General features: G+C 71.8%; 20 protein-coding genes. 4 read left to right on the top strand and 16 right to left on the bottom strand.

Annotated features, from left to right (window positions below; genetic code table 11):
- Window positions 1-17: 17 nt before the first annotated feature.
- Window positions 18-1619 (bottom strand): MDR family MFS transporter, encoded by a 1602-nt coding sequence (locus ACZ68P_RS10480; protein WP_471004836.1) that lies wholly within the window; start codon window positions 1617-1619, stop codon window positions 18-20.
- Window positions 1620-1754: 135 nt separating this feature from the next.
- Here ACZ68P_RS10480 and ACZ68P_RS10475 point away from each other — a divergent pair, with 135 nt between their 5' ends.
- On the top strand, window positions 1755-2312 hold the full coding sequence (locus tag ACZ68P_RS10475) for a TetR/AcrR family transcriptional regulator (protein ID WP_471004834.1): 558 nt from the start codon (window positions 1755-1757) through the stop codon (window positions 2310-2312).
- 34 nt (window positions 2313-2346) lie between these two features.
- Here ACZ68P_RS10475 and ACZ68P_RS10470 read toward each other — a convergent pair whose 3' ends face one another.
- A complete protein-coding gene (locus tag ACZ68P_RS10470; RefSeq protein WP_471004832.1) occupies window positions 2347-3072 on the bottom strand; it encodes a M23 family metallopeptidase in 726 nt (241 codons plus the stop codon).
- Between the two features lie 481 nt (window positions 3073-3553).
- Between ACZ68P_RS10470 and ACZ68P_RS10465 the strand changes: the two genes are divergently transcribed.
- The gene (locus ACZ68P_RS10465; protein WP_471004830.1) at window positions 3554-6640 is read left to right on the top strand and encodes an NACHT domain-containing protein; all 3087 of its coding nucleotides are present in this window, start codon (window positions 3554-3556) and stop codon (window positions 6638-6640) included.
- Between the two features lie 130 nt (window positions 6641-6770).
- On the opposite strand, the gene ACZ68P_RS10460 is transcribed toward ACZ68P_RS10465, so the two are convergent.
- Window positions 6771-9296 carry an ATP-dependent Clp protease ATP-binding subunit gene (locus ACZ68P_RS10460; protein WP_365712632.1) on the bottom strand — a complete coding sequence of 842 codons (2526 nt, stop codon included), beginning with the start codon at window positions 9294-9296 and terminating at the stop codon, window positions 6771-6773.
- 463 nt (window positions 9297-9759) lie between these two features.
- On the opposite strand from ACZ68P_RS10460, the gene ACZ68P_RS10455 reads away from it, so the two are divergent.
- A complete protein-coding gene (locus ACZ68P_RS10455) occupies window positions 9760-10350 on the top strand; it encodes an SCO3374 family protein (RefSeq protein WP_471004828.1) in 591 nt (196 codons plus the stop codon).
- Here the strand turns inward: ACZ68P_RS10455 and ACZ68P_RS10450 are convergent.
- The 10 genes from ACZ68P_RS10450 to ACZ68P_RS10405 all read right to left on the bottom strand — a co-directional run bounded on the left by ACZ68P_RS10450 (window position 10329) and on the right by ACZ68P_RS10405 (window position 18341).
- Window positions 10329-10664 carry a histone-like nucleoid-structuring protein Lsr2 gene (locus ACZ68P_RS10450; protein ID WP_147979058.1) on the bottom strand — a complete coding sequence of 112 codons (336 nt, stop codon included), beginning with the start codon at window positions 10662-10664 and terminating at the stop codon, window positions 10329-10331. The genes ACZ68P_RS10455 and ACZ68P_RS10450 overlap by 22 nt on opposite strands.
- 144 nt (window positions 10665-10808) lie before the next feature.
- The gene (locus tag ACZ68P_RS10445; RefSeq protein ID WP_471004826.1) at window positions 10809-11345 is read right to left on the bottom strand and encodes an amino-acid N-acetyltransferase; all 537 of its coding nucleotides are present in this window, start codon (window positions 11343-11345) and stop codon (window positions 10809-10811) included.
- A gap of 9 nt (window positions 11346-11354) precedes the next feature.
- A complete protein-coding gene (locus tag ACZ68P_RS10440; RefSeq protein ID WP_471004824.1) occupies window positions 11355-11777 on the bottom strand; it encodes a BlaI/MecI/CopY family transcriptional regulator in 423 nt (140 codons plus the stop codon).
- Window positions 11778-11916: 139 nt separating this feature from the next.
- Window positions 11917-12093, bottom strand: a complete 177-nt coding sequence (locus ACZ68P_RS10435; protein WP_471004822.1) for a hypothetical protein — start codon at window positions 12091-12093, stop codon at window positions 11917-11919.
- A 14-nt stretch (window positions 12094-12107) separates the two neighbouring features.
- Window positions 12108-12677: a hypothetical protein gene (locus tag ACZ68P_RS10430; protein ID WP_471004943.1), complete on the bottom strand. Its 570-nt coding sequence runs from the start codon at window positions 12675-12677 to the stop codon at window positions 12108-12110.
- Window positions 12678-12846: 169 nt separating this feature from the next.
- On the bottom strand, window positions 12847-13653 hold the full coding sequence (locus ACZ68P_RS10425) for a type III pantothenate kinase (RefSeq protein WP_471004820.1): 807 nt from the start codon (window positions 13651-13653) through the stop codon (window positions 12847-12849).
- Window positions 13653-14690, bottom strand: coding sequence for a carboxylating nicotinate-nucleotide diphosphorylase (nadC, locus tag ACZ68P_RS10420; protein WP_471004818.1), 1038 nt, complete (start codon window positions 14688-14690; stop codon window positions 13653-13655). The genes ACZ68P_RS10425 and nadC overlap by 1 nt, the downstream gene beginning before the upstream one ends.
- Window positions 14691-14692: 2 nt before the next feature.
- On the bottom strand, window positions 14693-16390 hold the full coding sequence (locus ACZ68P_RS10415) for an L-aspartate oxidase (RefSeq protein WP_471004816.1): 1698 nt from the start codon (window positions 16388-16390) through the stop codon (window positions 14693-14695).
- A complete protein-coding gene (panC, locus tag ACZ68P_RS10410; protein ID WP_471004941.1) occupies window positions 16387-17310 on the bottom strand; it encodes a pantoate--beta-alanine ligase in 924 nt (307 codons plus the stop codon). Before panC ends, ACZ68P_RS10415 begins: the two co-directional genes overlap by 4 nt.
- Window positions 17311-17429: 119 nt before the next feature.
- Window positions 17430-18341 (bottom strand): Rossmann-like and DUF2520 domain-containing protein, encoded by a 912-nt coding sequence (locus ACZ68P_RS10405; protein WP_471004814.1) that lies wholly within the window; start codon window positions 18339-18341, stop codon window positions 17430-17432.
- A 124-nt stretch (window positions 18342-18465) separates the two neighbouring features.
- On the opposite strand from ACZ68P_RS10405, the gene ACZ68P_RS10400 reads away from it, so the two are divergent.
- Complete coding sequence (locus ACZ68P_RS10400; protein WP_471004812.1) at window positions 18466-19641, top strand: threonine aldolase family protein; 1176 nt, start codon at window positions 18466-18468, stop codon at window positions 19639-19641.
- Window positions 19642-19672: 31 nt separating this feature from the next.
- Here the strand turns inward: ACZ68P_RS10400 and ACZ68P_RS10395 are convergent, their stop codons facing one another.
- The 3 genes from ACZ68P_RS10395 to ACZ68P_RS10385 are packed head-to-tail and all read right to left on the bottom strand — an operon-like array spanning window position 19673 to window position 22205.
- On the bottom strand, window positions 19673-20284 hold the full coding sequence (locus ACZ68P_RS10395; protein WP_471004810.1) for an AAA family ATPase: 612 nt from the start codon (window positions 20282-20284) through the stop codon (window positions 19673-19675).
- 5 nt (window positions 20285-20289) lie between these two features.
- On the bottom strand, window positions 20290-20964 hold the full coding sequence (locus tag ACZ68P_RS10390) for a response regulator transcription factor (RefSeq protein ID WP_471004808.1): 675 nt from the start codon (window positions 20962-20964) through the stop codon (window positions 20290-20292).
- A gap of 38 nt (window positions 20965-21002) precedes the next feature.
- Window positions 21003-22205: a sensor histidine kinase gene (locus ACZ68P_RS10385; protein ID WP_471004806.1), complete on the bottom strand. Its 1203-nt coding sequence runs from the start codon at window positions 22203-22205 to the stop codon at window positions 21003-21005.
- Window positions 22206-22284: the final 79 nt, after the last annotated feature.

Raw genomic sequence — 22284 nt, 5'->3', positions numbered from 1 at the left:
GAGTGTCTCCGTGCCGGTCAGACCGTCTCGGCGACCTTCGGGGCGTCGCCCTCGGCGGCGGCGGGCTTGCGCTCCGGGCCGGCGCCGCGCAGTGCCACCTCCTTGACGAAGAAGGAGAGGACGAAGCCGCTCACCGCGACCGCCGCTCCGACCAGGAAGGCGGAGTGGGTGCCCGCGGCCACCGCGTGCTGGTACGCCTCGCGCAGCGCTTCCGGCAGCTTCGCGAGCGAGGCCGCGTCGAGCTGGGCCGACCGCTGGGTCAGCTCCGAGCCGCCGCGGGCCGCCATCTCGTCCTGGACGCGGCTCGTGAAGAGCGCGCCCATGATCGCGACGCCGAAGGAGGAGCCGAGGGTCCGGAAGAGGGTGGTCGCGGAGGAGGCGACGCCCATGTCCTTCATCTCGACGCTGTTCTGCGCGACGAGCATGGTGATCTGCATCAGGAACCCCATGCCCGCGCCGAGCACGGCCATGAAGACGCCCGAGGTGAGCCGGGAGGTGCCGGTGTCCATCTGGGCGAGCAGGAACAGGCCGAGGACCATCAGCGCCGTACCGATGATCGGGAAGATCTTGTACTTGCCGCTGTTGGTGGTGATGCGGCCGGAGACCAGCGAGACGACCATCATCGCCAGCAGCATCGGCAGGAGCAGCAGGCCGGAGTTGGTGGCGGAGGCGCCCTGCACGGACTGCTGGAACAGCGGCAGGAAGAGGACCGCGCCGAACATCACGAAGCCGGTGAGGAAGCCGATCACCGACATGAGGGTGAAGTTGCCGTTGCGGAAGATGTGCAGCGGCATGATCGGGTCGGCCGCGCGGGTCTCGGCCCACAGGAACGCGGCGAGCGCGGCGACACCGCCGACCGAGAGTCCGACGATGGTGGCGGAGCCCCAGGCGTACTCCGTACCGCCCCAGGTGGTGACGAGGACGATCGCGGTGATGCCGACGGTCAGCAGTCCGGCGCCGAGGAAGTCGATCCGGGTGGAGCGGTCGCGCTTCTTCTTCGGCAGGTGCAGGACGGCGGTGACCATGGCGAGGGCGACGACGCCCAGCGGCAGGTTGATGTAGAAGGACCAGCGCCAGCCCCAGTGGTCCGTGATGGTGCCGCCGACGAGCGGTCCGCCGATCATGGCGAGGGCCATCACGCCCGCCATCATGCCCTGGTACTTGCCGCGCTCGCGGGGCGGGATCAGGTCGCCGATGATCGCCATGACGCCGACCATCAGACCGCCGGCGCCCAGGCCCTGGACCGCGCGGAAGCCGATGAGCTGGCCCATGTCCTGGGCCATGCCGCTGAGCGCCGAGCCGATCAGGAAGATCACGATCGAGATCAGGAAGGTGCCCTTGCGGCCGAACATGTCGCCGAGCTTGCCCCAGATGGGCGTGGAGGCGGCCGTCGCCAGGGTGTAGGCGGTGACGACCCAGGACAGGTGCTCCAGGCCGCCCAGTTCGCCGACGATCGTCGGCATGGCGGTGCCGATGATCATGTTGTCCAGCATCGCGAGCAGCATCGCGATCATGAGGGCGAGCAGGACGACGCGCACGCTGCGCTGCCGCCCCGTCTTCTCGTCCGCCGGTGGCGCGGCCCCCTCCGCCGGTATGCCGCCTGTCTCGGTCGTCGCCATGTCCCCGTCTCCCCGGTCCGTTCCGTACACCCGCCCGGGCGCTTACTTGCCGCCCGGCTAGTTACTAGACTTGGAAGGTAGACCCGTCACTAGCCGGGCGTCAAGTAAGTAAAAGTCGGTGGGAGCGAGCAGACCATGGCCAGAGGCAACACCCGCCAGCGCATCCAGGACGTCGCTCTCGAACTCTTCGCCGAGCAGGGATACGAGAAGACCTCGCTGCGCGAGATCGCGGAGCGGCTGGAGGTCACGAAGGCGGCGCTGTACTACCACTTCAAGACCAAGGAAGACATCATCATCGGCATCTTCCACGACCTCACGCGGCCCATGGACGAGCTGATCGACTGGGCGCGGGAGCAGCCGCGCACGCTGGAGACGAAGCAGGAGATCCTGCGCCGCTACCAGGAGGCGCTGGTCGGGGCGGCGCCGCTGTTCCGCTTCATGCAGGAGAACCAGGCCACCGTGCGGGAGCTGAGCATCGGCCTGACCTTCAAGGAGCGCATGCTCGAACTGACCGGGCTGATCCAGGAGCCGGACTTCTCCATGACCGACCGGGTGCGCTGCGTCAGCGCGATGTTCACCATGCACGCCGGGATGTTCTTCATGCAGAACGTCGAGGGCGACCCCGAGGAGAAGCACGAAGCCGTCCTCGAGGTCGCCCTCGATCTCATCGCTCAGGCACACCGCGCCCCGTAGGGCGGTCGGTGGAGTCCCGGCCGGTCCGAACCGGTCAGAGGGTGACGCCGACCGAACGCAGGAACGCGGACGGGTTGAGGGCGGAGCCGTAGTTCGGGGTCGTGCGGATCTCGAAGTGCAGGTGCGGGCCGGAGGAGTTTCCGGTGTTGCCCGACAGCGCGATCTTCTGGCCGGCGGCGACCTTCTGGCCGATGCCGACGTTGATCTTCGACAGGTGGGCGTACTGCGAGTACTTGCCGTTGGCGTGCTTGACGACGATGGCGTTGCCATACGCCGGGCCGTCACCGCCGCCGTTCGGGCCGGCCTTCACGACGGTGCCGGCGCCGGCGGCCTTGACCGCGGTGCCGACCGGCACGGCGAAGTCCTGGCCGGAGTGCTTGTGGGACCACATGGCCCCGCCCTGGGCGAAGCTGGCGGTCAGGGTGTAGGAGCTGACCGGCTTGACCCAGGCGGCGTTCTTCTTGGCGGCCTTCGGAGCCGCCTTCTTCACGGCGGCGGCCTTGGCGGCGGTCTGCTTGGCGGCGGCGGCCTCGGTGGCCGCCTTCTTCACAGCGGCGGCATGGGCGGCGGCCTGGGCCTGAGCGTCGGCCTGCGCGGCGACGGCAGCGGACGCACCGGTCGCGGCGACGGACGCGATGGTGGCCTTGCCCTCGGCGGCGAAGGCGGACCCTGCTCCGGCCACCAGCGACGCTCCCAGACCCGCGGTGGCGAGAGCAACGGCGGTGACGCGGGCGGCGGGGTTCATAACGCGCTTCGACATACGGGGGAAAACCTCCGGGTTGAGCGGGACCCGATGCGGGGGGTGCGCCGGGCTTGCTCCACCTTGGTAACCCGGACGCCCATCCCGGCTCAAACCCCCCATCTACGACATGTCGTCGTAGCGATCTCCGGGGAAGTTCAGGTCTTGACGACCTGGAGGACCCCTCTCGAAAAACGGACAAACCTGCCCAAGCGAAGCTGTTTACCCGCACGTCCGACCTGTCCCCCAGGGCCCGAGAGGCCATATCTCGTACGGTTCGGGACACAGCAGGACGAAAGTCCCGCGCCCCCGCCCCTGAACGTCCCGAATCGACCGCAAACGTCATCACTATTCCGGCTAGTACACCCGAAATCGCCTGTGCGCCTTGTCACGGCGGCCGCCCCCGCATTGCGACCTGGGTCACGCAACCGAGGGCCTCCGGGGCCCGTCCCTGACTACGCTGACGGCACGGTTCGGGGCGCGGCTGCATCGGGGGACGGAAGTGGAACCAGCACTCATCGGCACACGGCTCGCCTCCGGCGTGATCGGACCGCTGCTCAGGAAACTCCTGGTCCAGGACGGCCCCGGCGCGGGCCTGACCGGCACCGCCCGTCGCATCCGCCTCTCCCGCCTGGTCTCCTTCCGCGGCGAGCAGCGCACGCTCACGGACAAGGAGGTCCGCACCCTGGCGGCCACCCTGGTCGAGCGGGCACGCACCGGCCCCGGTGAGCCCCCCTTCCCCGCCGACGAGGCCGAGGCCGTCGCCGACACCCTGGCCGGCACGCTCCTGGCCCTGGGCGACCTCGACATGGACGACGTCCAGGCCGTCCGCCTCGGCCACCGCGACCTGGCCCGCCGCCTGCGCGCCGCGGCACCCGCCCCCGACGGCCTTTCGACGGACTCCGTCCTCTTCCTCGGCTCGCTCACCGAGTGGGCCTGCCTGCACATCCTGGAGTTCTTCACCCAGCGCACCACCTTCGTCGCGCGGACGCTGGTGGAGCAGACGCGGGGCCAGGCCGAGCTGACGGCCAAGGTGGACACGCTGATCACCCGTACACCGAGGGCGGACGGGCAGGACACCGAGTTCGAGCGGCGCTATCTGTCGTATGTGGCGAAGAAGCACGGCAGCGTCACGATCTACGGGGTGGACCTGGAGGACGCGCCGGAGAAGTGGCCTCTGGACGTCGCGTACCTGTCACTGGAGGCGACGGCGGCGATGGACCGCACATGGCCCCAGGAAGCGACCGCCCCGCGCCGGGGGAGCCGGTCCGGTGCCCACGCCGGCCCGTGGGCCGAGGCCGGACGCATCCGCCACCGGGCGTACCCGGATTCCGGTCCCGAGGGCGCTCTGCCCGCGCTGCCTCCCGATCAGCACCGCGCCTTCGACGCCCACGCGGCGGGTGGCCGCGCCGACCAGGCCCTCGCCCGGCAGGACAAGGTGCTGCTCCGCGGCCTGGCGGGCTCCGGCAAGACGACGCTCGTCCAGTGGCTCGCCGTATCGGCGACCCGCGAGGACCTCGCGCACGACATGGCGTACCTCCGTGACCGGATCCCCTTCGTCCTCCCGCTGCGGACCCTCACCCGCCATGGCGAGCGGCTCCCGAACCCCGACCGCTTCCTCGCCGCCGCCGGCTGCCCGCTCACCCCTCCCGAGGGCTGGGCCGACCGGGTCCTCGCCGCCGGCCGCGGCTTGGTCCTCGTCGACGGCATCGACGAGATCCCCGAGGTCGAGCGCGAGCGCGCCCGTCGCTGGCTCCGCGACCTTCTCGACTCCTACGGCGGCAACCGCTGGCTCGTGACCTCGCGCCCCACCGCCGTACGCGACGACTGGCTGGCCTCCGACGGCTTCGCCGAGCTCACTCTCGCGCCGATGTCCACCGCCGAGGTCTCGGCGTTCGTCCAACGCTGGCACAAGGCGGCCGGGCCGACGGCCGCACCGTACGAACGGCCCCTCCTCGACGCCCTGCGCACCACCGCCGAGGTCGCCCAGCTCGCCACGAACCCCTTGATGTGTGGCCTGATCTGCGCCCTGCACCGCAACCGCCGGGGCTTTCTGCCGCGCGGCCGCAAGGCGCTGTACGACGCCGCCCTGTCGATGCTCCTCACCCGACGGGACCGCGAGCGGGACATGGGGGCGCCGTACGGGATCGAGCTCGGCGAGGCCCCTCAGATCCAGCTGATCCAGCGGATCGCGTACTGGCTGACCTTGAACGGCCGGACGACGATGGACCGCTCGCTCGCGGAGTCGGTCGTGCAGGAGGCGGTGCCGGCCGTCACCGAGGCGGCCGGGTACGAGCCGGGCGCGGTCTTCACCCACCTCCTCCACCGCAGCGGCCTCCTGCGTGAACCGACCGCGGACACGGTCGACTTCGTGCACCGCACCTTCCAGGACTATCTGGCGGCGAAGGCCCTCGTCGACCGCTGGGACATCGGTGTGCTGGTCCGGCACGCGGCGGACGACCAGTGGGAGGACGTCGTCCGCATGGCGGTCGGCCACGCCCGCCCGCGCGAAGGCGAGGAGATCTTCACCGAGTTGCTGAAGGCGGCCGACGCGGCGGAGGACCGCCGCACCCAGCTCCGCATCCTCGTCGTGGCGGCGACGGCCCTGGAGGAGGCGACGGAGGTGTCGCCGGACGTCCGAGAACGGATTCTGGCGCGCACGGCCGAGGTGATCCCGCCCCGCGACGTGGGAGAGGCGCGGGAGCTGGCATCGGTGGGACGGGCGGTGCTCGACTTACTCCCGGGACCGGAGGGCCTGGACGAGGAGGCGGCCCTGATGGCGGTGACCACGGCGACCCACGTCACCCACGAGGCCGCGCTGCCCTACCTGAGGCGGTTCACCCGCCGTCCGGAACTGCGCGTCCGCTCCCAGCTCGTGTGGGGGTGGTCCCGGTTCGACCCGGCGGCGTACGGCGAGGAGATCATCGCCGGACTCGATCCGACCGGGCTCGACTTCACGGTCCGCTCCGACGCGCAGGCCGCCGAACTCGTGCGCCTGGGGCTGCGACCGCAGTCACTCGATCTGCGGCCCGCCCTCTCCGATCACGGCGTGGCCCAGCTGGCCCCGCTCCTCGCGGAGGCGAGGATCCTCGCGCTAGGGGCCGGCATGGGCTGGGCCCTGGAATCGATACCCGGCAAGGACCGGCTCCGCTCCCTCCGCCTGGACTCCCGCCCCCCGCGGGGACTGGGGATCCTGAGCGCCTTCGCCCAGCTGGAGGTGCTCATCCTCGGCCCCGTCGGAGGACTGACCGGGGACGACTGGAGCGGCATCGCGGCCCTGGGCGGCCTGCGGAGTCTCTTCCTGGAGGGGGCCACACCCGCCAGCTGCCCGGACACGGTCCGCGTCCCCGGCGTCGACTCCCTCTACGTGCTCGTCGACAACCACAGCCGGAGCGTGCGGCTCGGCGACCTGGTCGCCCGGACCTTCCCCGGCCTCCGCCACCTGCACCTCATCGGGATCGATCCGCACGGTCCCGCGCAGGACCTCGCGCCCCTCGCGGGCGTGACCGGCCTCGCGTCCGTGCTGGCCTCCCACGTCCCGATCACCGGAGCCGAGCGCCTCCCCGCCACCGTCGACGTCCGGACGTGACCTGACCGGGGAGGTCCGGACGTGACCTGACCGGAGACGTCCGCGCCAGGGGGCGGGCCCGGACACGGAAAAGGGGCGGCCCCGGACTCCTGCGAGTCCGGGGCCGCCCCTTCAGCCGCTCAGTGCGGCGTCACGCGTCCTTCGAGAGGTTGGGGCCGGCTCCGCCGGTCGCCTGCTCGATCGGGGGGACGTCGGGCAGAGCCGACTTCTCCTCGCCGCGGAAGGTGAACTTCTTCTCCTCACCCTCGCCCTCGGTGTCCACGACCACGATGTGACCGGGGCGCAGCTCGCCGAAGAGGATCTTCTCCGAGAGCGTGTCCTCGATCTCGCGCTGGATCGTCCGGCGCAGCGGCCGGGCGCCCAGAACGGGGTCGTAACCCTTCTTGGCGAGCAGCTCCTTCGCGGACTGGGAGAGCTCGAGGCCCATGTCCCGGTCCTTGAGGCGCTCGTCCACCCGGCCGATCATCAGGTCGACGATCTGGAGGATGTCGTCCTGGGTGAGCTGCGGGAAGACGATGACGTCGTCCACACGGTTCAGGAACTCCGGGCGGAAGTGCTGCTTCAGCTCGTCGCTGACCTTCGCCTTCATCCGCTCGTAGTTGGACTTCGTGTCGCCCTGGGCCGCGAAGCCGAGGTTGAAGCCCTTCGAGATGTCCCGGGTCCCGAGGTTGGTCGTCATGATGATGACCGTGTTCTTGAAGTCCACGACCCGGCCCTGGGAGTCGGTCAGTCGACCGTCCTCCAGGATCTGGAGAAGAGAATTGAAGATATCGGGGTGGGCCTTCTCGACCTCGTCGAAGAGGACGACGGAGAACGGCTTGCGGCGCACCTTCTCGGTGAGCTGACCGCCCTCTTCGTAGCCCACGTATCCGGGGGGAGAACCGAAGAGACGGGAGACCGTGTGCTTCTCGCTGAACTCCGACATGTCGAGGGAGATCATCGCGTCCTCGTCGCCGAAGAGGAATTCGGCGAGCGCCTTGGACAGCTCGGTCTTACCGACACCGGACGGGCCGGCGAAGATGAACGAGCCACCGGGGCGCTTCGGGTCCTTCAGACCGGCACGCGTACGGCGGATCGCCTTCGACAGACCACGGACGGCGTCGATCTGGCCGATGACGCGCTTGTGGAGCTCGTCCTCCATACGGAGCAGACGCGAGGACTCCTCCTCGGTCAGCTTGAAGACCGGGATGCCGGTGGCGGTCGCGAGGACCTCGGCGATCAGCTCGCCGTCGACCTCGGCGACGACGTCCATGTCGCCGGCCTTCCACTCCTTCTCCCGCTTGGCCTTCGCCGCCAGCAGCTGCTTCTCCTTGTCGCGGAGAGACGCCGCCTTCTCGAAGTCCTGGGAGTCGATCGCGGACTCCTTGTCCCGGCGGACACCGGCGATCTTCTCGTCGAACTCGCGGAGGTCCGGCGGCGCGGTCATCCGGCGGATGCGCATCCGGGAGCCGGCCTCGTCGATCAGGTCGATCGCCTTGTCCGGCAGGAAGCGGTCCGAGATGTACCGGTCGGCCAGGGTCGCGGCCTGGACGAGGGCCTCGTCGGTGATGGAGACCCGGTGGTGGGCCTCGTACCGGTCGCGCAGACCCTTGAGGATCTCGATCGTGTGCGGCAGCGACGGCTCGGCGACCTGGATGGGCTGGAAGCGGCGCTCGAGGGCGGCGTCCTTCTCCAGGTACTTGCGGTACTCGTCGAGCGTGGTGGCACCGATGGTCTGCAGCTCACCGCGGGCCAGCATCGGCTTGAGGATGCTGGCGGCGTCGATCGCGCCCTCGGCGGCGCCCGCACCCACGAGGGTGTGGAGCTCGTCGATGAACAGGATGATGTCGCCGCGGGTGCGGATCTCCTTGAGGACCTTCTTCAGGCGCTCCTCGAAGTCACCGCGGTAGCGGGAACCGGCGACCAGCGCGCCGAGGTCGAGGGTGTAGAGGTGCTTGTCCTTGAGGGTCTCGGGCACCTCGCCCTTGACGATGGCCTGCGCCAGGCCCTCGACGACGGCGGTCTTGCCGACGCCGGGCTCGCCGATGAGGACCGGGTTGTTCTTCGTGCGGCGGGACAGCACCTGCATGACCCGCTCGATCTCCTTCTCGCGCCCGATGACGGGGTCGAGCTTGGACTCGCGAGCGGCCTGGGTGAGGTTCCGGCCGAACTGGTCGAGGACCAGGGACGTCGAGGGGGTGCCCTCGGCAGGACCGCCGGCCGTGGCGGCTTCCTTGCCCTGGTATCCGGAGAGCAGCTGGATGACCTGCTGCCGCACCCGGTTGAGATCGGCGCCCAGCTTCACGAGGACCTGGGCGGCGACGCCCTCGCCCTCGCGGATCAGGCCGAGCAGGATGTGCTCGGTGCCGATGTAGTTGTGGCCGAGCTGGAGGGCCTCGCGGAGCGAAAGCTCCAGGACCTTCTTGGCACGCGGGGTGAAGGGGATGTGCCCGGACGGGGCCTGCTGCCCCTGACCGATGATCTCCTCAACCTGCTGGCGGACCGCCTCGAGCGAAATCCCGAGGCTCTCCAGGGCCTTAGCGGCGACACCCTCACCCTCGTGGATAAGGCCCAGGAGGATGTGCTCGGTGCCGATGTAGTTGTGGTTGAGCATCCGGGCTTCTTCCTGAGCCAGGACGACAACCCGCCGCGCGCGGTCGGTGAACCTCTCGAACATCGTTAATCGCTCCTCAGAGCGGTCAGTCAGTTAGGGGTCGATCCCCTCCCTGTCCTTCCGCAGCTTAGTCCCGCAAGCGGGGACCGCTCATTCCAACTGCCGACATCCGTCCGGATCACCCCCTCTCTGGCGGGGAGACCTGCTGCCGAACAGCCGACAAATGCTCCAACCCGATGGTGCGAGACGATGTTCCCGCAGGCCAAGCTGTTAGCCCCGGCTTCTGTACGCCGATGGCGAACGTGAGACGCCAAAGCCCGCGAGTCGCCCCTCCCCACTAGGAATGTCTTACCCGTAAGCACTGACACTCCATGCAGCACACCCCGGTTCCCTCCGCTACGGGCGAACACCCTTGCGCTCTCGAATGCACCCGTACGCCCCCATCAGGGACACTCCGCGCAGTGGTTCGGGAACGCTGTGTCAGCTTCGGGCGTAACCAACGGCTCCCGGCGGGAGTTCCCCGGGCATGGCCTTCACCGTCCCGCTTCCCCGCTCGCCGCTCGAAGACGGCCCCGCGCGGTGGTACGCGCACGAGCTCGGCTGGGCGACCGTCGAGGGCCCGCCGGTGCAGCTGGTGACGGGGCTGCGCTTCGACGTCCTGGAAATGCCCGCCGTGGCCGGTCGTGAGGTGCTGCGAAGGATGGGTGGCGCCGTGGGGCCGGTGGCCCTCATGGGGCGCAGGATGCGGCTACTGGTCGCCCCGGGAAGCGCGGAGGAGCTTCCCGGACTGCTCGACTGGCTGGAGTGGGGCGGCATCACGCTGGATCTCGCGATGCTGGGCGCGGGCGGCCGGATGACCGCCCCCATCCCCCCTGGATGGAGCGGTTCCGGCGCGCCGGGCGCCGCTGTGTGGCTGCGGGCTCCCGAGCCCGGCCGCGAGGTGGAATCCTCGCTGCCGGCCCTGCAGACCGCCGTGCGGGGCGATGCGGGCGCCCCCTGTCTCGTACGGCTCGTGGCCGCCGCGGCCGGGGAGTGCCACCGGGCGCGGCTGCTGGGCGCCCGGACGCGTGGCCAGGCGTCCAGGCAGCTGACGGGTCAGCGGTTCGCGTCCTCGTAGGCCGCCTTGATCTCCGCGGGCACCCGGCCGCGGTCGTTCACGTTGTAGCCGTTCTCCTTCGCCCACGCGCGGATCTTCGCGGTGTCCGGGCTTCCGCCGGCGGCGACCCGGCCCTTGCCGCGCGTGCCGGCACTGCGGCCACCGGTACGCCGGCCGCTCTTCGTGTACGGCTCGAGCAGGCCACGGAGCTTGTCCGCGTTGGCGGTGGTGAGGTCGATCTCGTAGGTCTTGCCGTCCAGCGCGAACGTCACGGTCTCGTCCGCCTCGACACCGTCGAGGTCATCGACAAGAAGGACCTGAACCTTCTGTGCCACCGGATTTCCTTTCATCGAAAATGCAGTACGCGGAAAGGAAACCGCTTTTCCCGGAAAAACACAAACCCCTGGCAGAGGTTCAGAAGCCCGGGAACGCGGGAAACGTGCGCGATTCGGACATAGGGATCCGGTTGGCCGTTACGGTCACAGGTGCAGAAGCATCCGGCTGTTGCCCAAGGTGTTCGGCTTCACTCGTTCGAGACCCAGGAACTCGGCGACACCCTCGTCATAGGAACGCAGGAGCTCGCTGTAGACATCTCCGTCGACCGGAGTCTCGCCGATCTCGACGAAGCCGTGCTTCGCGAAGAAGTCGACTTCGAAGGTCAGGCAGAATACGCGGCGCACCCCGAGCCATCGGGCGGTGTGCAACAACTTGTCGAGCACGTGATGTCCGACGCCGGCGCCCTTGAACTCGGGATCGACGGCGAGAGTACGCACTTCGGCGAGGTCTTCCCACATGACGTGGAGTGCGCCGCATCCGACGACGACCGCGTCCTCGTCGCGTTCGGCGACCCAGAACTCCTGGATGTCCTCGTAAAGCGTCACGGTCGCTTTGTCGAGCAGGATGCCCCGGCCGACGTACGGATCGACGAGGCGGCGGACCGCGGCGACGTCGCTGGTGCGGGCCCTGCGTACGGTGACGGCTTTCGAGAGGGGCGCGGAGGCGCGGGACGACGGCATGGGGGGACGTTATCGCCCCGGGGCCTCGGTCCCGTCGGCACCCTCGGCCGGTGCGGGCGGCGCGTCGGCGCTGTTGTAGCCGACGACGCGGATGGCGTCGTTGAGCGCGTCGCGTTGTTCGGACGACATCATCCCGAAGAAGGCGACCAGGGCGGCGGCCGGGTTGTCGCTCTGGGACCAGGCCTCGTTCATGAGGGCGGCGGAGTAGGCGGCGCGGGTGGAGACGGCGGTATATCGATAGGCGCGGCCCTCGACTTCCCTCCGCACCCAGCCCTTCTGATGGAGATTGTCCATTACGGTCATGACGGTGGTGTAGGCGATGGACCGTTCCTGCTGGAGATCCTCCAGTACTTCCCGGACGGTCACCGGGCGGTTCCATTGCCAGACGCGTGTCATGACGGCGTCTTCGAGCTCTCCCAATTGACGGGGCACATCGCCACCATAGTGGGCGAGGCGGGAAGGGCCGGTTATTGACGTAGGAAACGCAACAAAAAGGACGTACGCCGCTAAAGCGGGCGTACGTCCTCGGTGGCGCGGGCTACGGAAACGGGGTCACGCGACCGCGCGGGGGCTAGGCGGCGGGGCCGTCCGCCTGGCGGGCGGCCTCGGCGCGGGCGAGGGCGGCGTCCACGGCCGCGTCCTCCTTGGCCTTGTTCGGGCCGCCCTGGCTCTTGACGATGGTGACCACGAGAGCGATGAAGAACGCGGCCATCACGACCGGGGGCACGAGCGCGGATACGTAGTCCATGGCGTCCAGGGTAGCTAGCCGGCGGCGCGTTCCTCGGGCGGGGGCGGGGGGACGGGGCGCCGGCGCGGCGGGAAGACCTCGGAGGGCTTGGGGACGGGGCGCTCTGCGGGCGGGGGCGTGGGCTCCGGCTTGGGCTCGTCGGCGGCGCGGCCGCCGGGCAGGGCGAGCAGCCGGACGCGCGGGCGGGGGGTGGTGGCCACGGCCGTCTGCGTGACCCGGGCCAGGCGGGCGCGTACGGAGCGTTCCGCGAGAACCTGGCAGCGATCCAGGAGCACCGCGGCGCGGGGGTTGGCCCGCAGCGCGCGCAGGGCGGCGAGATCGTCGACGGCGGGGTCGTAGCCCGCGGCGAGGGCGTCCTGGAGGAGCTCCAGGTATCCGGGGAGCGAGCCGGGCAGGGCCTCGCGGTAGCGGGCCAGGTCGGCCAGGAGGAAGGCGCGCAGCCGGCCGGCCTCGCGGACGGCGTCGTCCACGGCTTCGGCGAGACGCAGGCAGTCCTGGACGTCCTCGTCCTGGAGGGGGGCGGGGTTGAGGGCGGTGGCAAGGGCGCGGCGGAGCACACGCAGCTCGTCCGCGCTGAACGCCATGCCGCCGCGGGATCCGTATGGCGTGGGCATGAGGTGACAATACGCGCTAATCGGACAAATTTCGTTTACCGATCATCCCCCGGGCGCGTTGCCTCCGACCGGCCGCCGCAGCGCCCCGCCCCCGTGCCGACGGGGCTCCCCCGGCCCCCGGCCCGTCGGCGCGCGTGCCCTACATCCGGGACACGTTGCGCTCGTACACCAGGCGGAGCCCGATCAGGGTCAGCCAGGGCTCGTGCTCGTCGATCTCCGTCGACTCGCCCAGCACCATCGGGGCCAGACCGCCCGTCGCGATCACCGTCACGTCCGACGGGTCGCCGCCCCGGCCCACGATCTCCCGCTTCATCCGGGCCACCACGCCGTCGACCTGCCCCGCGAAGCCGAAGACGATGCCCGACTGCATCGCCTCGACCGTGTTCTTGCCGATCACACTGCGCGGCCGGGCCAGCTCGATCTTGCGGAGCTGGGCGCCCCGGACGCCCAGCGCCTCGACCGAGATCTCGATGCCCGGCGCGATCGCGCCGCCGGCGTACTCACCGCGCGCGGTGATCGCGTCGTACGTCGTCGCCGTGCCGAAGTCGACCACGATCGCCGGACCGCCGTAGAGCTCGACCGCGGCGACCGCGTTGATGATGCGGTCCGCGCCGACCTCCTTGGGGTTGTCCGTGAGGATCGGGACGCCCGTCTTGACGCCCGGCTCCACGAGGACGGCGGGAACGTCGCCGTAGTACCGCCGCGTCACCTCGCGCAGCTCGTGCAGGACGGAGGGGACCGTCGCGCAGATCGCGATGCCCTCGATGCCGTCGCTCAGCTCCACACCCAGCAGCGGGTGCATGCCCATCAGGCCCTGCAGGAGGACCGCCATCTCGTCGGCCGTGCGGCGCGGGTCCGTCGAGATGCGCCAGTGCTCGACGATCTCCTCGCCGTCGAAGAGCCCGAGGACGGTGTGCGTGTTGCCGACGTCGATGGTCAGAAGCATCAGACCGCCGCCTCCGAGGCGTCACGGAGGTCGAGGCCGATGTCCAGGATCGGGGACGAGTGCGTGAGACCGCCCACCGCGAGGTAGTCCACGCCCGTCGCGGCGTAGGCCGCCGCGTTCTCCAGCGTGAGCCGGCCGGAGGACTCCAGGGCGGCCCGGCCGGCGACCAGGGCGACGGCCTCCTCGGTCTGCTCCGGGGTGAAGTTGTCGAGCAGGATCAGGTCGGCACCCGCGTCCAGGACCTCGCGGACCTGGGGCAGGGTGTCCACCTCGACCTCGATCGGCAGCTCGGGGAACAGCTCCCGCACGGCCTTGAACGCCTGCGCCACACCGCCGGCGGCCACCACGTGGTTGTCCTTCACCAGGGCGGCGTCCGACAGCGACATGCGGTGGTTGACGCCGCCGCCGCAGCGCACCGCGTACTTCTCCAGGGCGCGCAGGCCAGGCGTCGTCTTGCGGGTGTCGCGGACCCGGGCCTTGGTGCCCTCCAGGGCGTCCGCCCACGCGCGCGTGGCGGTGGCGATGCCGGAGAGGCGGCACAGGATGTTCAGCGCGCTGCGCTCGCCCGTGAGCAGGTCGCGGGTGCGGGTGGTGACCGACAGGAGCTTGCGGCCGGCCTCGACCCGCTCGCCGTCCTCCACGTGCCGCTCGACCTCGAAGGTCTCCGTACAGACGATGGACAGGACCGCCTCGGCGACCCGCAGGCCGGCCACCACGCCGGCCTCGCGAGCGGTGAAGTCGGCGGTGGCGACGGCGTCCTCGGGGACGGTCGCGACCGTGGTCACGTCCACGCCGCCGTCGAGGTCCTCCTCGATCGCCAGGTGGGCGATGTCCTCGACCTGCACGGGGTCCAGACCGGCGTCGGCGAGCAGCTGGGCGAGGGCGGGGTCCAGACCGCACTCGTACACCTCGTCGCCGTCGGCGCAGCCGCATCCCTCGCCGCAGCCGCCCGCGCTCTCGGCGGGCGCGCTGATCTGGATCAGGGGTACGTCCACGGGCTGCGGGCGTTCTTCTTCGGGGGTGCTCGGCGTGCTCACGGTTACGGCTCCCTGGGGGCGTCGGCGGCGGTGGGGGGAAAGTCTTGGCTGTCGGTGAACCGGACGTCGAGCGTCCGCTCCGGGGTGAGGCGGACGACGAGGTGACGGCGCCAGGCCGTGTCGTCGCGCTCGGGGTGGTCCTCGCGCCAGTGGCAGCCGCGGGTCTCCTCGCGGCGGTGCGCGGCGGCGACCAGGAAGCGCGCGACCGCGAGAAGGTTCGTGGTCTCCCAGGACTCCGTGCCGGGCTCGGCGGACTTCCGGTCGGCGGTCCCGTCGGCGACGGCGCCGATGTGCAGGGCGTCGAGCGCGTCCGCGGCCTCGCGCAGGCTCGCCTCGGACCGCAGGACGCCGGCGCCCGCCGTCATGACCCGCTGGACGGAGGTCCGGGCGGCGGGGTCGAGCAGCGGCACGACGACGGGCGCCGGGTCGGGGGCGGGGACGCCGGGCGCGCGCCCGGCGTGGGCGGCGATGTCCTCGGCGATCCGCTCGGCGAAGACCAGCCCCTCCAGGAGCGAGTTCGAGGCGAGCCGGTTGGCGCCGTGCACGCCCGTGCAGGCGACCTCGCCGCACGCGTACAGGCCGGGGACGGTCGTCCTGCCCCGCAGGTCGGTGCGGACGCCTCCGGAGGCGTAGTGCGCCGCGGGGGCGACCGGGATCGGCTCGGTGACCGGGTCGATCCCGTGGGCGCGGCAGGCGGCCAGGATCGTCGGGAAGCGGTGCTCCCACATCTCCGAGCCGAAGTGGCGGGCGTCGAGGTACATGTGCTCGGTGCCCCGCTCCCGCATCCGGCGCATGATCGCCTTGGCGACGATGTCGCGCGGGGCCAGCTCCGCCAGCTCGTGCTGACCGAGCATGAAGCGGACCCCGTCCGCGTCGACCAGATGGGCGCCCTCGCCGCGCACCGCCTCGGAGACCAGCGGCTGCTGCCCCTCGGAGTCCGCGCCCAGGAAGAGCACGGTGGGGTGGAACTGCACGAACTCCAGGTCGGAGACCTCGGCGCCGGCCCGCAGGGCGAGCGCGACGCCGTCACCGGTGGAGACGGCCGGGTTCGTGGTGGCGGAGAAGACCTGGCCCATGCCGCCGGTGGCCAGCACCACCGCCGGGGCGTGGACCGCGCCGACACCGTCGTGCTGACCCTCGCCCATGACGTGCAGCGTCACGCCCGCCGTACGGCCCTCGGCGTCCGTGAGGAGGTCCAGGACGAGGGCGTGCTCGACGGTGGCCACCGCCCGGTCCCGTATGGCCTCGACCAGGGCGCGGGAGATCTCGGCGCCGGTGGCGTCGCCGCCGGCGTGCGCGATGCGGCGCCGGTGGTGGCCGCCCTCGCGGGTGAGGGCGATCTCCCCGTCGGCGTCCTTGTCGAAGTCGGCGCCGGTGGCGATCAGCCGGCGGACGGCGTCGGGGCCCTCGGTGACGAGGGCGCGCACGGCCTTCTCGTCGCACAGCCCGGCGCCGGCGACGAGCGTGTCGTCCAGGTGCTGCTCGGGGGTGTCGCCCTCGCCGAGCGCGGCGGCGATGCCGCCCTGGGCCCAGCGGGTGGAACCGTCGTCCAGGCGGGCCTTGGTGACGACGACCGTACGCAGTCCCGCGGCGGTGCAGCGCAGGGCGGCGGTCAGTCCGGCGACGCCGGAGCCGACCACGACGACATCGGCGTCGATGGCCCAGCCGGGTGCGGGCGCGTGCAGCCGTATTCCGGTCACTTGGTGGCTCCGAAGGTCAGCGGGATGTTGTCGATCAGCCGGGTGGCGCCGACCCGCGCGGCGACGGCGAGGATCGCCTCGCCGTCGTGGTCGTCGGCTACCTCGGTGAAGTCGGCCGGGTCGATCAGAGCGAGGTAGTCGAGGGCGAGCGGAGGCTCGGCCTTCGCCGCGTCGTCGAGGACCGAGCGTGCCGCTGCCCGCACCGCGGCGGCCCCGGTGCCGTCCGGCGCCTGGGCGACGGCGTGCGCGTCGGCCGCGGCGCGGGCCTCGCCGAGCCGCGACAGCGCCTCGGCCCGGCTCTCCGAACCAGGCAGCGAGGCGGCGCGCGCGCACAGCGCCTGCTGCGCGGCGAGCCGGTCGCTCGCGGCGAACAGCGCCCGGGACAGGGCGAGGGCGGTGTGCCGCTCGGCGGTGGAGAGATAGCGGTTACGGCTGGAGAGGGCGAGGCCGTCGGGCTCGCGGACGGTCGGCACGCCGACGATCTCGACCGGGAAGTTCAGGTCGCGGACCATGCGGCGGATCAGCGCCAGCTGCTGGGCGTCCTTCTGGCCGAAGAACGCCACGTCGGGGCGGGTGAGGTGGAGGAGCTTGGCGACGACGGTGAGCATGCCGTCGAAGTGCCCCGGGCGGGAGGCGCCTTCGAGGCGCTCCCCCATGGGGCCGGCGGTGATCCGGACCTGCGGCTCCCCGCCGGGGTACACCTCGTCGACGGAGGGCGCGAAGACCGCGTCGGCCCCCGCCGCGCGGGCGGTCGCGAGGTCGGCCTCCAGCGTGCGGGGGTACCGGTCGAGATCCTCGCCCGCGCCGAACTGCAGGGGGTTGACGAAGACGGTGACGACGACGGACCCGTCGGGGCCGACGCACGCGCGGGCCGTACGGACGAGGGTGGCGTGACCTTCGTGGAGGGCGCCCATCGTCATGACGACGGCGCGCCTGCCGCGGCCGGGCAGGGCGTGCAGCTCGCCCGCCGTGCGCACGGGCGCGAACGCTCCGGACGGGCCGGAGGCCCCGGCCTCCTCGGGCGGGACGGACGCGGACCTCATCGGGACTCCCCCTCGGCGAGCACGCCCAGCAGATCCTCGGCCAGCTCGGGCTTGAGCAGGCCGTGCGCGAGCGCCCGGTCGGCGGTCGTGCGGGCCATCGCCAGATAGCCGGCGACGGTGCCCGGCGCGTGCTTGCGCAGCTCGGCGACGTGGGCGGCGACCGTGCCGGCGTCACCGCGCGCGACGGGGCCGGTCAGGGCGGCGTCGCCGGAGCGCAGGGCGTTGTCCAGGGCGGCGCCCAGGAGCGGGCCGAGCATCCGGTCGGGGGCGGCGACCCCGGCCGTGCGGAGCAGCTCCATGGACTGGGCGACCAGCGTGACCAGGTGGTTCGCGCCGAGGGCCAGGGCCGCGTGGTACAGCGGGCGGGCCTCCTCGCGGATCCATTCCGGCTCGCCGCCCATCTCGATGACCAGGGCCTCGGCCGCCAGGCGCAGCTCCTCGGGCGCGGTGACGCCGAAGGAGCAGCCGGCCAGCCGCTGGACGTCGACCGCGGTGCCGGTGAAGGTCATGGCCGGGTGCAGGGCGAGCGGCAGGGCGCCGGCGCGCAGGGCGGGCTCCAGGACCTTGACGCCGTACCGCCCGGAGGTGTGCACCAGGATCTGTCCGGGGCGTACGGCTCCGGTCTCGGCCAGGCCCTCGACCAGGGCGGGCAGGGCGTCGTCGGGAACGGTCAGCAGGACCAGGTCGGCATGGGCCAGCACCTGGGCCGGCGCCATGATCGGAACGTCGGGAAGCAGGGTCGCGGCGCGGCGCACGGACGCGTCGGAGACCGCGGAGACGGCGACGGGGCGGTGCCCCGCGAGCCGCAGGGCGGCGGCGAGGGCGGGCCCCACACGGCCGGCTCCCACGACTCCGACGGTGAGTCGCGCGGGTCGGTCTTCCGCTCGGGGTTCTGCTGGTTGGTTCACGCGGCAACGGCCTTCCGTTCCAGTCCGCGGGGGGTACCGGACGATTTCTCGTCATGCTACGCCAGCGTTTCGTCCGTCTCCGTGACTGTCCACAGGGCAGGGACGACGGTGTGATGATCGGAGCATGAGCGAGCAGGAGGCCCGGCGGCACCGGGCACGTGTGTGGGGCGCCGCCCGTCGGCGGCTGTCGTACTCCCCGGTCGAGGCGACGGTGGGGCGGCGGCTGCGGGAGCTGGCCGACTGGGCGGAGGCCGACGACTGCGCGGACCTGCCGCTCGACGCCTACGGCGACGGCCCGGTCGAGGAGCTCGAACAGCGCGTCGCGGACGTGCTCGGCCTGCCCGCGGCGGTGTTCTTCCCGACCGGCACGCTGGCCCAGCAGGTGGCTCTGCGCTGCTGGTCGGGGCGGACCGGCAGCCCGGTGGTCGCCCTGCACCCGCTCGCCCATCCGGAGGTGCACGAGGGCGGGGCGCTGGGCACGGTCAGCGGACTGCGGACGGTCCACCTGACGGACGAGCCGCGGCCGCCGACGGCCGAGGAGGTACGGGGGCACACCGAGCCCTTCGGCACGCTGATGCTGGAGCTGCCGCTGCGGGACGCGGGGTTCGTCCTGCCGACCTGGGACGAACTCGTGGACGTGGTGGCGGCGGCCCGCGAGCGGGACGCAGTGGTGCACGTCGACGGCGCGCGGCTGTGGGAGTGCGCCCCTCACTTCGGGCGCGACCTGCGGGAGATCGCCGGGCTCGCCGACAGCGTGTACGTGTCCTTCTACAAGTCCCTGGGCGGGATCTCGGGGGCCGCGCTGGCCGGCCCGGTGGACGTGATGGAGGAGGCCCGGGTGTGGCGCCACCGCTACGGCGGCCTGCTCTTCCAGCAGTTCCCCGCGGCCGTGGCCGCGCTGCGCGGGCTCGCCGTCGAGCTGCCGCGGCTGCCCTCGTACGTGGCCCACGCGCGCGTGGTGGCGGACGGCCTGCGGGCCGGGTTCGAGGAGGCGGGGGTCCCGTGGTTCCGCGTCCACCCCGAGACCCCGCAGACCCACCAGTTCCAGGTCTGGCTCCCGTACTCCCACGAAGAGCTGACGGCGGCGTCCCTGGCGCTGACGGAGGAGACGGACACGGTGCTCTTCCGCCGGTGGTCCCCGCCTTCCGCCGGCGGCCCGCCGGGGGTGGCGATGACGGAGGTGACGGTCGGGGAACCGGGTCTCGCCTGGACGCGGGACGACGTGCGGGAAGCGGTCGGCGCCTTCCTGGCACGGGTGCGCCGACCGGCCGAGAGCGTGGCCGAGAGCGTGGAGCGATAGCCGCAGCGGCGCCCCTCGGGCCCGGCCGGGCTCAGTCCAGACGGAGGTGGGCCAGGCCCACCCGTACGCGCCGCAGACGGTGCCGAAGCGGCCCGTCCCTGTTCGGCAGGAGCGTCAGCCCGGCCTCCGCCGCCACCGTGTCCGCGACCTCGGGCACGGTCAGGCGGTCGGTACGGACGTGATGCGCGAACTCCGGCCCCTCCAGCCGCTCCAGGCAGAGGTCCAGCTTCGCCACGGCGAAGCTCTCGCGCTTCAGGCCGCGCCCCAGACCCCGCTCGGTCAGCCGCCCCAGCACCGTCTCCCGGCGTGCGAGGAGCGCGAAGTGCCGCACCCGGTCCGCGCCGTGCCGCTCGCGCAGCCGGCCCACGGTCTCGGTGAAGTACGCCGGCTCCACCAGCGTCATCGGCACGATCACCGGGCCGCCCCGATGCTCGCGCAGTGCCAGGTCGAGGACCTCGTACACGCCGTGCCGCCAGGCCGCCAGATCCTGGAAGTCGGCCCTCAGCCGCGCCGGGAGCGTGCGGTGCAGACCGAAGCCGATGTGCTCCGGGTCGCACACCACGCTGCCCGGCAGCCGTCGCCGCAGCTCGTACGCCGTCTGCGTCTTGCCGCCGCCGAACGGGCCGTTGATCCACAGGAGCACGGCTCTCAGCCCGCCCCGCCGCCCGCCCGGACCAGGCCCGTCTCGTACGCGAGGACCACGACCTGCACGCGGTCGCGCAAGTCCAGCTTGGTCAGGATGCGGCCGACGTGCGTCTTCACCGTCGCCTCGGAGAGCACGAGCCGCGCGGCGATCTCACCGTTCGACAGCCCCTGCGCGACCAGGAGCATCACCTCGCGCTCACGGTCGGTCAGCCGGTCGACCTCCTTGTGCTGCGGTTCCTTCCCCGACGACGGCAGCATCGGGGAGAAACGGTCCAGGAGCCGGCGCGTGGTCGACGGGGCCACCACCGCGTCCCCGCTGTGGACCGAGCGGATCGCGCCGAGCAGCTCGGCCGGCGGCACGTCCTTCAGCATGAAGCCGCTGGCCCCCGCCTTCAGACCGGAGAAGGCGTACTCGTCGAGATCGAAGGTGGTCAGGATCAGCACCCGGGGCGCGCCGGGCTGCGAACAGATCCGCCGGGTCGCCTCCACCCCGTCCAGCTTGGGCATCCGTACGTCCATCAGCACCACGTCCACGGTGGTGGAACGGAGCACCTCCAGGGCCTCCACGCCGTCGCCCGCCTCGGCCACGACCTCCATGTCCGGCTGGGCGGCGAGCACCATGCGGAAGCCGGTGCGCAGCAGCACCTGGTCGTCGACGAGCATCACGCGGATGGACATGTGTTTCCTCAGGTCCTCTAGTGGCCGATGGCGGCGGGTCAGTGGGCGGGCTTCAGGGGGAGCAGGGCGCTGATGCGGAAGCCGCCTCCGGGGCGCGGCCCCGCGTCCAGGGTGCCGCCGACCATGCCGACCCGCTCGCGCATGCCGATCAGGCCGTGGCCCCGGCCGTCGGCGCCGCCGTCCTCGTACATCTCCGTGGTCGCGCCCCGCCCGTCGTCCTCGACGAGCAGGCCGAGGCCGTCGTCGAAGTACACCAGGCGGACGCTGGCCCCGGCGTCCGGGCCGCCGTGCTTGCGGGTGTTGGTGAGGGCTTCCTGGACGATCCGGTACGCGGTGAGCTCGACGCCGCTGGGCAGCGGCCGGGCCGTGCCCTCGACCCTGAAGTCGACGGTCAGGCCGGACCTGCGGACCTGCTCCACCAGGTCCTCGATCTGCTGGACGTCGGGCTGGGGGACGTACTCCCCGGCCTCCTGGTGTTCGCCGGTGCGCAGGATGCCGAGGAGGCGGCGCATCTCGGCGAGCGCCTGGCGGCCGGTGGAGGAGATGGTCTCCAGCGCCTGCTTGGCGGTGTCCGGCGAGGCGTCCAGGACGTAGGCGGCGCCGTCCGCCTGCACGACCATCACGGAGACGTTGTGGGCGACCACGTCGTGGAGCTCGCGGGCGATCCGGGCGCGTTCGGCGGCGACGGCGACCTTGGCCTGCGCCTCGCGTTCCTGCTCCAGGCGGGTGGCCCGCTCCTCCAGCTGCGCGAAGTAGGCGCGGCGGGTGCGCAGGGAGTCCCCGAGCACCCAGGCGAGGGCGAACGGCACGGTCATCATCACCGTGAAGAAGACGATCGCGAGGGCGGAGTCCGGTGCGTCGGACGGCCATCGGAGCATGGAGACGGTGGCCGCGCTCAGACCGGCGGCCAGGGCCAGGCGGGACGTCCAGCGCGGGCCGTCGTGGGCCGCGACCGTGTAGATGATCACCAGGATCGCGAAGTCCGCGACGAACGGCACCACCCCGAAGGCGACCTGGCCCAGGGACAACGCGAGCGCGAGCAGCAGCATCTTCCCGGGCTCACGGCGGCGCAGCGCGACGACCAGGCCGAACAGCACGGCGACGACGCCGTACGCGACGGGATTGCCGACCGCCGGATAGGTCGACCCGACCCACAGCAGGGAGAACCCGAGGAGGACGACCGCCCAGAAGGTGTCGACGCCCGTGGGGTGTCTGCGGATGAAGTCGTAGAGGCGCTGCACGTGACCCAGCGTAGGGAAGGCGGATAGGTGCAGGGGTCAACCGTGGGGTCGATCCTTGACGTGAGGCCCGTACTCCCCA

The sequence above is a fragment of the Streptomyces sp. NPDC036822 genome (assembly GCF_055609145.1).
This window is presented reverse-complemented; position numbering and strand designations above follow the sequence as displayed.